Genomic DNA, 13765 nt, shown 5'->3' with positions numbered 1-13765 from the left:
CCCCAGGGTTTTTAAATGGGCATGTTTAATTGACTTTAGGCCCGTGAGTTTGCTGTTGTCAATATAGTTGGTATAATGCTACAAAATTGCATCATTACAAGAAAAGGGATACTTATGAAGCAAGAAATATCAGCAGGCGCGGTTGTCTATTACGTTCAACCAGAAACTCATGTGATTGAGTATCTTATCTTGCATTATAATGCAGGCCATTGGGATTTTCCTAAGGGAAAAATTGAAGCGAATGAAACGCCACGGCAGGCTGCAGTACGAGAAGTGAAAGAAGAAACGGGCTTACAGGTTGTTCTTGATGACGTTTTTGAACAGTCGCTTACCTACTTATTTAAAGATAAAGAGGGCGTGACCATTAATAAAACGGTTACCTTGTATCTTGCAAAAGTTGATACAGAAGTGGTCACGTTGTCATCAGAGCATATTTATTATAAGTGGTTAATTTTTGAAGATGCATTAAAACTATTATCGTTTCAAAATGCTCGTCAAATCATACAGATGGCCGATCGCTATATTCATGCCAACAAATCATCAGAACATCATTCTTGATTACGTATTTCTTGTTCTAAGAGCTCCAAGAAAACTGGATCATGTGAAAGTTTTTCCAGTTCTTGCAGTAAAATATTTTTGTCAGAAATATGTTTGTTCTTGGTTAAAATGAGTTGTATAAAACTCGATAAATGTGCCAACGCTTGCGCTACTGCTTTTGTGTAAATAGTTTTATCATCTTTATGAGATGCGGCAACGACAGTATTTGTCATAAGATTAAAAAATTCTGTTGCGATCAGTTGCCGCTGCTCAGTAGATGTATATGTATAGAGCGGCATGCTCATTAATAGTATGAGAACTGTTTTTTTCATAGACTCTCTCCTTCTGAAAAAATAAGCACTTGAAACACTCTCTTTTCGCTGGCCTGTTGCACTTGAAAAGTAAAATTTTTATACGTAAATCGTTCGCCCTTTTTAGGTAAATGCTGGAGCCGTTCCGTCATAAATCCACCCAGTGTGAGTGCATCTTCACTTTCAAAAGGAATACTGAGCAGTTCGCTTAATTGGTCAAGTTCAATGCTTGCATCAACTACCCAACTACCTTGTTTGAGTGGAATTATTTTTTCGGTAACTGCTTCATATTCATCGCGAATTTCTCCAACGATTTCTTCGAGAACATCTTCTAGTGTTACAAGCCCAATTATGCCGCCATATTCATTGATTACAATGGCAATGTGCATATGTTGATCTTTAAATTCTTTGAGAAGCTGATTGACTTTGATGCTTTCAGGAATGAAAAGAATTGGTCGAACAATGTCCTTAACCAAGCGCTCTTCTCCTTCTCCCTGAGATAAAATTGTAAACACATCTTTCAGGTGCAACATGCCAATAACATTATTGAGTGAGCCTTCGTAAATGGGAAAGCGAGAAAATTGATACTTGTTAAAATAATTGCGTGCTTCCGCCATAGATGCATCAGCACGAATCGAAATCATGGACGTTTCTGGTACCATGATTTCTTTAACCGGTGTTGTTCCGAGCTTAAAAATACTTTTAAGCATGGATGTTTTATCAGGCTCCATAAGCCCTTTTTCATTAATATAATCGATCAAAAATTGAATCTCTTTTTCTGATGTTATAAATTCACCCGCCAATGGCTTTTCTCCGCTTATTTTATACACGACATAGTCAGCCAAATTCATAAGAACGGTGACAAATGGATGTAGTGCATAAAAGATAATATTAGTTATCCATAGTGTTGAAGCGAAAAGTTTTTCCCCATACGCTTTAGCAATATTTTTTGGAATGACTTCTCCAAATATCAGTAATGCCGCCGTTGTAATAAAAATTGCTAGAGAAAAACCTATGCCTCCCGGTAAATTAACAAAAAGTTGCTCCATTACTATTGTGCCAAGTGTTGCCGCTGTAACGTCGGCAAGATTATTGGCAATGAGTATTGTATTAAGTAAGCGATTAGGATTTTTTTCTAACGACTGAAAAATTGTCTGATAGCGACTACTCGAGAGCGCAAGCTCTTTGAGTTTAAAAAGTCGAAGCGCTGTTATGCTTGTTTCCAAAAATGAAAACAGCGCACAAAATCCTAATGCGATACAAAAAAGAATACTGTTTATTAAAAAACTATCCCCAAGAGGTTCCATTATTCGTCGTCTCCCATTTCTTCGTCGCCGAGTGTGTCTTCTGGTCTAATATCAAACTCTTTTTCAAAAAATGTCTGTAATTTTTTACTACGAGAAGGATGTCGTAGTTTGCGCAGCGCTTTAACTTCTATTTGCCTAACGCGTTCACGTGTAACACCAAAATCTTTACCGACTTCTTCAAGCGTGTGTTCTGATGCAACATCGATACCAAAGCGCATTTTTAACACTTTTTCTTCTCGAGGAGTGAGACTTTTCAAAACTTCTCGCACACGTTCTTTAAGGTCACTACTTGCAACAGTATCGGCAGGTGAAAAATCATTTTCATTTTCAATAAAATCTTTAATGAACGCATCTTCACTTTCTCCAACCGGAGTTTCTAGTGATATAGGTTCTTTCGAGATTTTAATAATATTTTTTATCTTTTTTTCATCTATGTTTAGTTCTTTTGCCAATTCTGTATGGCTTGGTTCTCTGCCATGCTCTTGAATGAACGTACGTTTTATTTTGTTAATTTTATTAAGCGTTTCTACCATGTGAACAGGAACGCGAATGGTACGTGATTGGTCTGCAATAGCACGCGTAATTGCTTGCCGTATCCACCATGTTGCATACGTAGAAAATTTGTAACCACGTTCAAATTCAAATTTTTCAACAGCTTTCATTAATCCAATATTCCCTTCTTGGATTAAGTCTAGAAAATGAAGTCCGCGATTAACATATTTTTTAGCAAGATTAACAACAAGCCGTAAGTTGGCGCGAGCAAGATCGTCTTTGGCTAATTTGTCTTTTGCCTGTCCTTCGACAAGTTGTTGAACATAAAAACGGATTTTTTCTTCGGGAATGCCAATTTCATTTTCAATCTTTTTGATTGTTTTGTAGGCGCTTCTTACTTGGCGTTCTAGCTCATCAATGTCAACTTTTTGTTGATCGGTTAATTTCTTTTTTGTTGAGTGTTCTTTAATGCTTTCTTGTGCTGTAGCAATAAAATCATGACGTTCTTGTATTTTGCCTAAGGCTTTTTCAATCCGTTTTCCTAATTTTCTAATAAGTTTATTAGAAAATTTGATCGATTGAATTGTTTTGCTAATCTCTTCTTTATTGAGCTGTACCTTATGCAACATTTCTTTTTTTGCAGCAGTAGAGTCTAATTTACCACGATAACTGTGATAGATCTTTTCTTCATTTTGAATGAGTTCTTTTATGCCTTGTATGGTAATTAATAAACCATTTTTTTCTTCTTCATACTTAGGAAGATTTTCTTCATCGAATTCCGAAAATTGAATAATATCTTTGAGCGCTAAACTATCTTTCGCAAGTTTTTCTCCAATTTGAACAATCTCTTTATGAATAAAGGGAAACTTGGATATTGATTCTATAGAGTTGTGCTTGCTTTTTGCAATTTGCTCAGCGATAATAGTTTCTGTTTTTTTGTTTAATAATGGGATTTTGCCAATATCTCGTAAATAACATTTTACGCCGTCTGGCATATAAGGAGACTCAGAGCTTTCTTTAACGATATCCATTTCATCATCGTCTTCATCAGCTTCTTCGTCTTCATCTTCATCTTCTTTTTCAAATTCTAATGAACTATCAAGCGGAGATTTAAAGTGCATTAACGAACTGTTCTCTTTTTCAAAATCTTCGAGCCCATTACTTTCAGATTCGATTTCGTCATGCATAACAAGCTCAATGCTTTCTTTATCAAAAAGCTTTAAGAGATCATTTGTTTCTGCCTCAGTGAGATGGTGATGATCGCTGAACTCCATAACTTCTTCATGCGTGAGAATATTGTTGCGGCGGCCCTTTTCAAGAAGAGCCTCAATTAATTCTTCTTTAAGATCAATGCCTTTGGCAATTTTTCCCTTGCGGGGTTGACTTTTTGTAACTTTTTTAATCATATAAGGCCCTTTTGTAACATTTTTTGCTTTAACATGAGAAATTCTTCTAATACTGTATTATTGAGTTCGGCATGATGAATAGTATGAGCCTCAGATAATTTAAGCTTGACATTATTTACGATCATTTTCCACTGTTTTTTATAAAATTGATGTATAAGATCTTCCAAGTTATCATTCTGAGCATGATAGCCGCTTTCTATAAGTACGCAGCTTACGATATTTTTTTCATCGGTCGTAAGGGTGTCAAAAAATTGATCAAACATGTCCTGCTTATCGTTTATACCAAAGCCTTTTGCTTTTTGCAGAAGGTCTCCGAGTGGTTGTGACAGTCTTTTTATGATAAATTCTTCATCTTCTTGAGGTACTATTGTTAATGGATTAAGTATAGCAGAAAATATTTTTTTTTCTAATTTTGTTATTTCAGATAAAACTTTTTTATCATTATTTTTGTCTTTATTGTGTTCAAGCGTATTTTTTTTTATACCATTTGCTTGTTTATAGAGTGTATCTATCGGGATCCCCAGAGCGGTTGATGCACGTTGAAAAAGAAGCGTTTGCCGTAAGGGGTCATCGAGTTCCACAATAAGGCTAATAATTTGACGTACGATACCCATTTGTTTTTGTAGGGGTTGTGTTGGAAAGCTACTGCCCTCTTTGTCGATAAAAAAATGAAAAATGTCTTGCTTTAAGTTGATGAGGTTATTAAAATCTCCCTGCTTTCCCAGAAATGATGCCGGATCGTCTTCCGGGGGTAATACGATAACCGAAATTTCTATATTAAATGACCAACATAGGTGCGTAAGGCGCAACATGGCATTTTGACCTGCTGTATCACCATCATAGATAAAGGTAACATGAAGCGCATGTCTTGAGAGTATTTTGAGGTGTTCCTGGGTGCATGCAGTGCCTAGCGTGGCAACGGTTTGTTTGAATCCAGCCTGTACCATGGCAATGCAATCGGTATACCCTTCAACGACAAAGGCTGTGCCGGTTTTTTGTATTTCTTTTTTTGCTGCTTCAAGCCCAAACAGCAGAGAGCCTTTTACAAAATATTCATGATCAGGTGAATTATAGTATTTTGCTCTATCATCATGAGCTTTGAATGTTCTTCCTCCAAATCCACAAAATCTACCATTACTATCTTTTATGGGAAAAATAATTCGTTCTTCAAAGGGTGAGTATAAAGAATTTTTATGTTCAGTGATGATACCCGCTTGTATAAGATCTTGTGCAAGAATATTATGCTCTAAACAATATGCTAGGAGCCCTTTTAATGATTGTTGGCTTGGGAAATAGCCCAGAGTAAAATATTTAATGCTTTCTTGCGATATGTTTCTCGCATTAAGATAATTGGCGGCTTCCTGATGAGCTACAAGCTGCTGATTGCACCATTGAGCCGTATGTAAGTAAGCTTCGAAATATTTTTTTTTGGAAGGGTTGCCAAAGCTTTTTTCGGTTAAAATTTCTGCGGGTATTTCTATGGCATACCGATCAATAAGGTAATGCGCAGCTTCTAACGGTGTATAATTTTCAATTGCCGCTATAAACGCAATAACATCCCCTCCGGATTGACACCCAAAGCAGTAATAAATTCCTTTGTGTGGACTTACCGTGAATGAAGCGGTTTTTTCATGGTGTAGCGGACAACGCCCCTTCCAATAAAAACCAGCTCGTGTGAGTGTGGCATATTCGCTGACAATATCTAAAATCGAAATGCGAGATTTAATAAGAGTAAAAACATTCATTGTGAGTAGATGGCTGTATGTTGTTTTTGATATGAGCAGTATATGAACCCGAGTAGCGCCATGCCCATGACCGCTAAAGCAAGCCATTGATGGAATGAAAATAATACCATGGGTATGCGATCATTGCGTATAAAATCTATTATAAAGCGTTCGGCGCTGGCCAAAATAAGATAGAGGGCCGTTATTTGGCCCGGTTTTGTGCAATACCGTGGGCAGATATATCTTAAAATGATAAAAATACTAAAAAAAATGAGAGCGCTGTATAACTGAGTTGGATGAATTTTTATATGAAGCGGCGCGTTGCTCTGTGGATTAGTATATATAACCCCCAAGATGCTGTTGGTCGCAATGCCTCCGCAGCATCCAGCGCAAAAACAGCCGATGCGTCCCCATACGTGTAGTAGTGCAACATACAAAGCGCCCGTATCAAACATGCGTAAAAAAGGAACCTGGTATATGCGTAGAATAAAGGGGGCATACGCGAATACGCCTATCATTGCTCCCAGTATAGAAAACCCACCATCCCAAAAACTAATCAGGTCATACCAGTCGGTATAGTTTTCTCGTTCACTCAAAAAGTGAACAAGTCGCCCCATGATCACCGCGGCAAAAACGCAGTGTTGAGCAATGCTATAGGCACTATCCTCGGTTACCAGTTTTTTCTCTAAAGCTGCTCTTTTTGTTAAAAAAAAGAAAAGCGAAAAGCCGATAAATATAGCTAACCCATAAGAGTGAATCGAGAAAGGGCCATAAATATGAAGAATTATTGGATGCATTGATTTTAATCGTTAGAAGAATAAGTTTCTCATAAATATACTATGTTATTAAAATTTTTACTATATATCTTATGTATAAAATTATTAATTTTTACTTAATATTAATTGACAAATAAGATATGTGTGGTATTGTTAAATATTAATATAATTAAAATAGTTTTTTTATAATGGATGAGTTATGTGGGGTTTTTCCAGGTATTCTTTTGTTGCATTTTTTCTCTTTTTTATAGCTTTTTCGCTGAATAGCACGCCTCAGTTGACCGTTTTTATTCATGGGACAGTTGCTTCTGTGTTACAGATGATCAATCTTAAAGAAATTGTTTCAGGGGCGTTTTGTGCTGATCACAAGGGATTTAAGCTGAGTGAAAAATTTAGGGAAGATTCGCTTAATGGGCAAGAGCAAATTATGTTTTCTCAGGGGCTTGTGCATGTTCCAGAGAAAAATTTGAGCGAATATCGTTTAGGTTTGCTTTCAGAAGAAGAGTGTAAAAAAGCAGCATATCATATTATTGGTGCTTACGATGATATGGCTCGTTTTTATACGCCCAATGCTGATCTTCAGTATGCTGCTTTTGGATGGATGGGGCATTTAACGGCAAAATGCCGTCAGAGCGCTGCGTGTGAGTTATACTGTGCGCTCATTGACTACCGCGATGCATGTATTATACAAAATGGTTGTGAGCCGGAAATAAATCTTGTTGGGCATAGCCATGGCGGGACGGTTGCTTTATATCTTGCCGAGGCGGAGGCTCTCTACCAGAAGCATCTTAAAATTAATTTAGTGTGCATGTTGGGAACGCCTATGCATAAAGAAATAGCACCGTTTATTCATGATGATATGTTTAAAAATATTGTACTTATTTCTTCTGCGGGTGATTTTGTTCAGGCATATGACAAATTTTCTACGGGTGAGCATAAAAGTTATTGCAAAATGTCTGACATTGTAGATCTTTCTGCGATATCGCAACAAAATTTAGGACTTTCTCGAGCAGATATTATTGTGCAGGTCCATGATGCGCCAAGGCGCGTAGACCATGTTAATTTGTGGTTTTTAGAAAAATCGACAAAAATTATTGATGCGCTTGATGTCTTCCCGTTTGTTGTCTTAGTGCCTTCTCTTATTCATGCACATAATATGCAATCTACTGCTATATTATTACGCGCATGCATTCATGAATGTCCTAATAAAAAAGCAAGTATTCGCTTTGCTTTTTGCGCAGATGGCTTTTTTAAACATTTTTTTTCTCAGATGAGTGTTGACCAAATTCTTGAAGAAGCGCGTGCGAGAACATTGGCTACGTGGCATCCGCTTGAGAGATCTCGGCACATTGTGCTCAATAAGAAAAATATAGCCGTTTTAAAAAACATCATAAAGTAACTTTTTGCATTGTTTTTATTTTACATTGTAATAAACTTTGATACGCTATTCCCTGTTAATGTATGTGATATGTATATACCAGTGGAATTATATGAAAATTTTCTCTTGCAATATTGTTATTTTATTGTGTTCATCAGCACAATTGTTATGTGGATCGTATGATCTGCGTGTTCTTAATAAGATAGTGCCCAAGAATGTTTTTGATAATATTCTTGCTATCGATATGCGTATGTGTCCAAATGCATATGAACCAAAACCATCGTATAAAAATATTTTAGAGTATTATATTACTGGTCTTAAATCTTTGGCGCGACCATTATCTTCACAAGAAATATTGAATAGCTATCAGTATGAGTTGCGACGCTCCACGTATGAATGGGCTACGTTCTTGAATTATTGTTATGGTAAGGGGAAAGATACTCAGCATGCGCAGTTTGCACAACAAGTATTATCTTTGGTATATGATAAGCAACTGATATCTTGTGATGTTAAAGAAAGGTATAAGCAATTGTGCTCACAGGCACAATGGTCTTCTGTAAGAGACGTTAAGATGCTGGTTAAAAAAGTACGTAAGCATGCCGGCGTCACTGTTAAGATAGAAGAGGTTGTAGCCGAAAAATTACAGGAAAAAATTTCTTAAAAAAATTATAAAATCTTTTTTAAAGAGCATGCATTTCTTGCAATTTCTGTCTCTATCGTGTGATTATCGATAGGGTATTAAGGAGTTGTTTATGAAGTGTATGCTATTTTTTTTATTACTAGTATGTTTGCCAAATTATTCTTCTATGCCCGAGGGTTTTGAGGGATATCTTGATCTAGAAGCGCTAGCAGAAGCCAAAAAAAAAGCTAAAGAAAAATTTGAGAGAACAACGGCATTTTTTCGAGAACGTGCTAGAAAAGTACAAAAAATGGTACAGGAAAGCGCTGAGCAGCTAACAAAAAGTGCAGAAAAAATTCAGCAAGATAAAGATAAAAAAAGAAAAGAGCGATTGGAAGACGCCGATAAATTTGTTGAGACGGTAAAAACTGGGTTGGAAGAAAGTGCTGAAATTGCACGACAAAAATTGCATGAGTATCGTTTATCTAAAGATTCTTCTGAATTCTTGGATGAGCTGCACAGTGATCTACTTGCACTTGCGCAGGTTTTGTAACTAAAAAACAGGAGAGAGAATATGATTAGGCGAATGCTATTCTGTGTATTAATATCAGGAATTTTTACCGCTCCATGTTTGCACGGCTGGTGGCCTCTTGGGTCGAAAAAGTCATTGACAAAAGAGCAGATTATAGCAAAGGGCGGTACGCCTGTGGTTGCCTCTGCTACCGATAATACAGTTGTTGGTTATACAACTAAAAAAGAATCGTCAGAGGTGTTGCCCAGTGGACTTAAGATCTCAGTTGGAGAGCATGCATTCTATGATCAGTACGGTAAGTTGTTGATAACCATATATGTTGCTTTAGGTGAAGATTATCGTAGTATAGATAACAAATATAAAGGCCTCAATGCCGAAGAATTTAAACTTGCAGGACATTTTGTTGAGACTGTGTTGGCATCATATCCGGGCCTTGTGCAGTCGCTAAAAGAAGACGCTAAAAAGAAAGCCAAGAGGGATGAAGAGTCACAAAAAGGCTGGCAGAAATTTGGAGAACGGATGAATGCAGAACTGTCGAAATCTCCGGAAGAACGTTTTGCAGATTTTTTTGAAAAGCCGGGTAATTTCGGTTCTGGGGAAGCGCTTGAAGGCGAGGAGTTTTTGCAGGCGGCAGGGCGATTGCATAATGATTTGTTGCTATTGTCGCGAATTATATAGGTGATGAGGAGGGTGTGTGAAGCTAATATTTTTTGGTATATTGCTCGCGGTATTTTTTGCTGCTACGTGTTGGGGTGGCGGGATATTTGGTTGGGGCAAGAAGCAAGAACCGTTGACCGAAGAGCAGATTATAGCAAATCATGATACGCCCATCTATGACACTGATAACAAGCTTGTCGCTTATGAAACGCGCAGAGAGAATGTGAGCGTTTATAGAGGTGGTGAAAAATTTCTTAGTACACAATATATATTGTATGCATTATCAGGTACTAAATTGGCAACGGTGCTGTTGTCGGAACGTGAGAATGCGCGCATTAATATGACCAAAGAAAAAAATATGACAGAAGAAACAGAAAAAATTATAGAGGTATGGAAACCAGATCTTATGCGCCGGCATAACGACTTTGTTAAACAATTAGAAGTAGCGAGCAACTTTATGCCCGCGCTCAGGCAGTTGGATGCAGATTTGTTAGTCTATGCTCAGTTGTAAGCCATCATACGCGATTGATGCCTGCACTCCTCTTTTTTTGGCAAGCTCTTGTAGCTTTTTATTCACCTCACGCGCATCAGATTCTACAATGCGTGTTCCGCAATGCGTAAAAATTGCCTGCGGCACTCCTTCTTTACGACACCATGTTAATTGTGTGCTGATAGGTGAATGTCCAAATAGCATCCCATCTTTTTTTCTGATAATAGGATGCGTGAGCGATGCGCCATCACCAATATATAAACTCACTCCCGTCAATGCTTCTGCACGTTGTTCGATATACACAATATCATGGACGCAAAATATAGTTGTTGTGCCGATGGTAATGCGATAACCAACGGCCGGTGCACGAATTGAATGCACGACGGAAAAAGCTTCGATAATAACATTATGAAGTGTATAAGAAGTTCTGGGAGTTATGATGTGTCGAAGCACTTGTGGTATTTCAAATTGTTGCATAATATGCCAGCTTTCTTGCGTGGCATATACAGGACAGGGCGACCCATGCTTAAGTCCCCATGCATGATCTGGATGAGCATGAGTAATAATAATGGCATCGGGTTTGATGTCACATACTTTTTCTGCCCAATCGATACCACAGTCGATCATAATATGATGGTCATTGTGACTAATAAGTGTTGATGTATGACGATAATGCCGCTGTGTTCTTGATTTTATGTATCCGCGTGTACCTAAAAAAGTTATGTTCATAATGAGACCCTTTACATGTGTCCCTTCGATACATCGATCCTATCGAATCGAACCATGCCGGTTTAATTATTATTTGCCTGTTGCTTGTGCCATAAATCATAGTATAAGCCGTGACGCTCGATCAACTCTTGGTGCGTTCCGCGTTCTGCAATGGTCCCTTTATCAAGTACAATGATTTGATCTGCATGTGTTATTGTAGATAACCGGTGCGCGATAATAATAGTCGTTCTATTTTTAGAAATCTCATCAAGATTTGCTTGAATGCTCTTTTCTGTTTTTGTATCAAGTGCTGATGTTGCTTCATCAAAAATAAGAATCTTTGGGTTTTTTAAAATTACTCGAGCGATTGCAATCCGTTGTTTTTCTCCACCTGATAATCTGAGTCCTCGTTCTCCAACTTTTGTGTTATAGCCTTCAGCCATTGTTTTGAGAGAACTGTCCAGATGGGCTAAGTGTGCAGCTCGTTCAATCTCTTCTTGTGTTGCCAGAGGATTGCCATATGCAATATTGTACGCGATAGTATTGTTAAAGAGTACGGTATCTTGTGGCACAACACCGATGAGCGTATGGAGTGATGCTTGCGTGACCGAGCGAATATCATGGCCATTAATAGTAATGGAGCCCTGGGTAACGTCATAAAATCTGAATAATAATCTAAATATGGTTGATTTACCGGCGCCAGTTGATCCAACAAAAGCGGTAGTTGTTCCAGCGGGTATAGTTAAAGAAATATTGTTAAGAATGTCGCGATCAGAATAAATAAAGCTGACGTTGTTAAAACGCACTTCGGCATTGGACATATCAATAGTATCAAAATTAAGAGCATGAGGAGCGTCAGTAATTTCTGGCTTGAAATGTAATAGACTCAGAACCTGTTGTATATCTCTGAGCCCTCTATGCATCTGTTGTATGATATAGCTTAGATAGTTGAGGGGCGTTGCAAATTGTATAAGGTACGTATTGATTAAAATAAAATCTCCGGGAGTTAGTTTTTTTTGTATCACCAGTATGCCTGTTATGGCGGTAACAATAAAAATGCCCAATCCAATTATTGTCTCCTGTATAATCGCAATAACGGTGGCCGTAAAATTTTTTTTATGCGCAGCCGCTTCTTTTTTTTCTATAAGATGTGTACACTCCGTATGCTCAAACTGCTCATTGTTAAAAATTTTAATAGTTTCAAAGTTAAGCAAGCTATCAACAATACGTCCGGCAACTTGTGTGCTTTTTTTGATATAGGTGTCTTGTGCGTGCCCTGACCATTTCATACCAAACATAGTGAGGAGCATATAGCCTAATAAAATAATTATTAAAAGAGCACTATATAAAAATCCGTAAAAATACCATAGTACTATAAGCGCACAGATGATTTCTGAAAGGGTGGGTAACATAAATAAAAAAAATCCCCAAAAAATATCGTCAAAGCTGCGTTGAGCTTTTTCTATAGCATGGGTTATTTCTCCCGTTTGTCGCTGACTGTGAAAGCGTGATGAGAGCCGTAATAAGTGGTCGAAAACATTAAGCCCAAAATGATTTATTGATCTTTCAAGTGCCTGGACAACAATATATGAACGAATTTCATTGCCGATATGACCTAATACCCATAATAGTGCGTATGTCGTGAGTAGTATGAGTATGTATGATTGCGGAGTTGCCACAGATTCCGAAAAAAGATCAATAATATGTTTAAGCGCGAGCAACGTTCCTATGTTTGCTGCAATAACAGCAAAGGTAATAAAAATGGATGTAACAAAATGCGTCTTGGTGTCTTTTCTCCAGATAAAAGGCCATAATATTTTGAATGTGCGCATAATTCTGAAGATGTAACTATTTTTTATTAACTGAAAATTCATAATTTTTTCCTATAATTTATTTACTTGTTAGCAATAAAATCTTTATTATCTTAATAAAGAAGGGGGAGCCATGAAAATAAAATTATTATATATGGTAGTCTGTGTATATTTTTTTTCGTATGGTCGCGATCAGCACATACCAGCAGAGATAACAAAATTATTGGGTCAGTATACTCGTCCATTTACTTTACTAGAAATTTGTCCCAATGATATTAAATATTCGGTGCAGCTTGCACAAAAATACCCCACATCGGTTTTTATTATACTTACCGTGGGAAATAAAACAGGTACAATTAACTATTCTGTGCTCAATAAACTTAAAAATGTTGTATTGCTGAACGTGTACACATTATCGGAGCCTGATATTAAAACGTTGAGCCGTTGTGAGCATTTTGATGTACTTCTCATGCACGATCTTATCATAACAGAGTCTTTTTGTCATCTCGCAGATTATGTAGTGCTTGATAACGCCCATGCTCAATTTAGAGATTCTTCTATAATGCATACACCAAAAAATGGTATCGATATTCCTCGTTGGTCTTGTAAGGTAATGCCAGAATCACCAGAGCCGCGTTATCCGATTATGAGTAATTTCCGCGAAAAATATTGTGTAAAAAATGGAGTCAGATCTTCCTGGCTTCCCGGTATTAATTTGATTACAGCGCTTATGTTATATGTTTCATATCCATCGCTTGATCTTATTGCAAAAAATATCAAAAGTATGAAAAAAATAGACCATAATGATTTAGTTATTGGGAATATGATTGTTCAGGGCGCAGTCATTGTTCCTATAGATTTTAACGATAAGCGCCATTTTATTAAAGTAAAAACATGTCTTAAGGCGGCTAAACGATTACTCAAAAATATTAAAAAGACCCATAATAATGAACAGGCAATTAACGATTATCATGCTCGACTGATGAGCAGAAAAAAACCATGAGAAGAAAAATATTA

14 protein-coding genes are annotated in these 13765 nt (G+C 37.2%); 7 read left to right on the top strand and 7 right to left on the bottom strand.

The genetic code is table 11. The features are described 5' to 3' along the window. Nucleotides 1–114 precede the first annotated feature (114 nt). Nucleotides 115–558, top strand: coding sequence for an NUDIX domain-containing protein (locus tag WC707_03735; protein MFA6066269.1), 444 nt, complete (start codon nt 115–117; stop codon nt 556–558). Here WC707_03735 and WC707_03730 read toward each other — a convergent pair. Genes WC707_03730 through WC707_03710 form a run of 5 tightly spaced genes read right to left on the bottom strand, consistent with a single transcriptional unit; the run spans nt 549 to nt 6574 of the window. Continuing rightward, entirely contained in the window at nt 549–869 is a 321-nt protein-coding gene (locus tag WC707_03730; protein ID MFA6066268.1) for a hypothetical protein, read from the bottom strand. The genes WC707_03735 and WC707_03730 overlap by 10 nt on opposite strands. Next, nucleotides 866–2155: a hemolysin family protein gene (locus WC707_03725; protein MFA6066267.1), complete on the bottom strand. Its 1290-nt coding sequence runs from the start codon at nt 2153–2155 to the stop codon at nt 866–868. The genes WC707_03730 and WC707_03725 overlap by 4 nt, the downstream gene beginning before the upstream one ends. Next, complete coding sequence (gene rpoD / locus WC707_03720; GenBank protein MFA6066266.1) at nt 2155–4053, bottom strand: RNA polymerase sigma factor RpoD; 1899 nt, start codon at nt 4051–4053, stop codon at nt 2155–2157. Before rpoD ends, WC707_03725 begins: the two co-directional genes overlap by 1 nt. Next, nucleotides 4050–5798, bottom strand: coding sequence for a DNA primase (gene dnaG, locus WC707_03715; GenBank protein MFA6066265.1), 1749 nt, complete (start codon nt 5796–5798; stop codon nt 4050–4052). Before dnaG ends, rpoD begins: the two co-directional genes overlap by 4 nt. Then, nucleotides 5795–6574, bottom strand: a complete 780-nt coding sequence (locus WC707_03710; protein ID MFA6066264.1) for a prolipoprotein diacylglyceryl transferase family protein — start codon at nt 6572–6574, stop codon at nt 5795–5797. The genes dnaG and WC707_03710 overlap by 4 nt, the downstream gene beginning before the upstream one ends. A 178-nt stretch (nt 6575–6752) precedes the next feature. Between WC707_03710 and WC707_03705 the strand changes: the two genes are divergently transcribed. The 5 genes from WC707_03705 to WC707_03685 all read left to right on the top strand — a co-directional run bounded on the left by WC707_03705 (nt 6753) and on the right by WC707_03685 (nt 10250). Next, complete coding sequence (locus tag WC707_03705) at nt 6753–7952, top strand: hypothetical protein (protein MFA6066263.1); 1200 nt, start codon at nt 6753–6755, stop codon at nt 7950–7952. Between the two features lie 91 nt (nt 7953–8043). Beyond that, nucleotides 8044–8592, top strand: coding sequence for a hypothetical protein (locus tag WC707_03700; protein MFA6066262.1), 549 nt, complete (start codon nt 8044–8046; stop codon nt 8590–8592). A gap of 91 nt (nt 8593–8683) precedes the next feature. Then, nucleotides 8684–9103 carry a hypothetical protein gene (locus WC707_03695; protein ID MFA6066261.1) on the top strand — a complete coding sequence of 140 codons (420 nt, stop codon included), beginning with the start codon at nt 8684–8686 and terminating at the stop codon, nt 9101–9103. Between the two features lie 21 nt (nt 9104–9124). Continuing rightward, nucleotides 9125–9760 carry a hypothetical protein gene (locus tag WC707_03690; GenBank protein MFA6066260.1) on the top strand — a complete coding sequence of 212 codons (636 nt, stop codon included), beginning with the start codon at nt 9125–9127 and terminating at the stop codon, nt 9758–9760. Between the two features lie 16 nt (nt 9761–9776). Next, nucleotides 9777–10250, top strand: a complete 474-nt coding sequence (locus WC707_03685; protein MFA6066259.1) for a hypothetical protein — start codon at nt 9777–9779, stop codon at nt 10248–10250. On the opposite strand, the gene WC707_03680 is transcribed toward WC707_03685, so the two are convergent. Together WC707_03680 and WC707_03675 are read right to left on the bottom strand one after the other, a co-directional pair. Further along, a complete protein-coding gene (locus WC707_03680) occupies nt 10230–10958 on the bottom strand; it encodes an MBL fold metallo-hydrolase (protein MFA6066258.1) in 729 nt (242 codons plus the stop codon). The two genes, WC707_03685 and WC707_03680, sit on opposite strands and share 21 nt — an antisense overlap. A 62-nt stretch (nt 10959–11020) precedes the next feature. Beyond that, nucleotides 11021–12811, bottom strand: a complete 1791-nt coding sequence (locus tag WC707_03675) for an ABC transporter transmembrane domain-containing protein (GenBank protein MFA6066257.1) — start codon at nt 12809–12811, stop codon at nt 11021–11023. A 70-nt stretch (nt 12812–12881) separates the two neighbouring features. Here WC707_03675 and WC707_03670 point away from each other — a divergent pair, with 70 nt between their 5' ends. Beyond that, nucleotides 12882–13751 (top strand): hypothetical protein, encoded by an 870-nt coding sequence (locus WC707_03670; GenBank protein ID MFA6066256.1) that lies wholly within the window; start codon nt 12882–12884, stop codon nt 13749–13751. Nucleotides 13752–13765 lie beyond the last annotated feature (14 nt).

It is taken from the genome of Candidatus Babeliaceae bacterium, assembly GCA_041660765.1.
Classification (GTDB): domain Bacteria; phylum Babelota; class Babeliae; order Babelales; family Babelaceae; genus JBAZVR01.
The sequence above is the reverse complement of the archived record's forward strand: the minus strand, read 5'-3'. Positions and strand labels throughout refer to the sequence as shown.

Excerpts from the sequence above, each read along its gene's own strand:
- WC707_03710 (MFA6066264.1), bottom strand. The coding sequence starts at position 6,574 with ATGCATCCAATAATTCTTCATATTTATGGCCCTTTCTCGATTCACTCT.
- WC707_03670 (MFA6066256.1), top strand. The coding sequence starts at position 12,882 with ATGAAAATAAAATTATTATATATGGTAGTCTGTGTATATTTTTTTTCG.
- WC707_03705 (MFA6066263.1), top strand. The coding sequence starts at position 6,753 with ATGTGGGGTTTTTCCAGGTATTCTTTTGTTGCATTTTTTCTCTTTTTT.
- dnaG (MFA6066265.1), bottom strand. The coding sequence starts at position 5,798 with ATGAATGTTTTTACTCTTATTAAATCTCGCATTTCGATTTTAGATATT.
- WC707_03735 (MFA6066269.1), top strand. The coding sequence starts at position 115 with ATGAAGCAAGAAATATCAGCAGGCGCGGTTGTCTATTACGTTCAACCA.
- WC707_03725 (MFA6066267.1), bottom strand. The coding sequence starts at position 2,155 with ATGGAACCTCTTGGGGATAGTTTTTTAATAAACAGTATTCTTTTTTGT.
- WC707_03700 (MFA6066262.1), top strand. The coding sequence starts at position 8,044 with ATGAAAATTTTCTCTTGCAATATTGTTATTTTATTGTGTTCATCAGCA.
- WC707_03680 (MFA6066258.1), bottom strand. The coding sequence starts at position 10,958 with ATGAACATAACTTTTTTAGGTACACGCGGATACATAAAATCAAGAACA.
- WC707_03690 (MFA6066260.1), top strand. The coding sequence starts at position 9,125 with ATGATTAGGCGAATGCTATTCTGTGTATTAATATCAGGAATTTTTACC.
- WC707_03675 (MFA6066257.1), bottom strand. The coding sequence starts at position 12,811 with ATGAATTTTCAGTTAATAAAAAATAGTTACATCTTCAGAATTATGCGC.
- WC707_03730 (MFA6066268.1), bottom strand. The coding sequence starts at position 869 with ATGAAAAAAACAGTTCTCATACTATTAATGAGCATGCCGCTCTATACA.
- WC707_03695 (MFA6066261.1), top strand. The coding sequence starts at position 8,684 with ATGAAGTGTATGCTATTTTTTTTATTACTAGTATGTTTGCCAAATTAT.
- rpoD (MFA6066266.1), bottom strand. The coding sequence starts at position 4,053 with ATGATTAAAAAAGTTACAAAAAGTCAACCCCGCAAGGGAAAAATTGCC.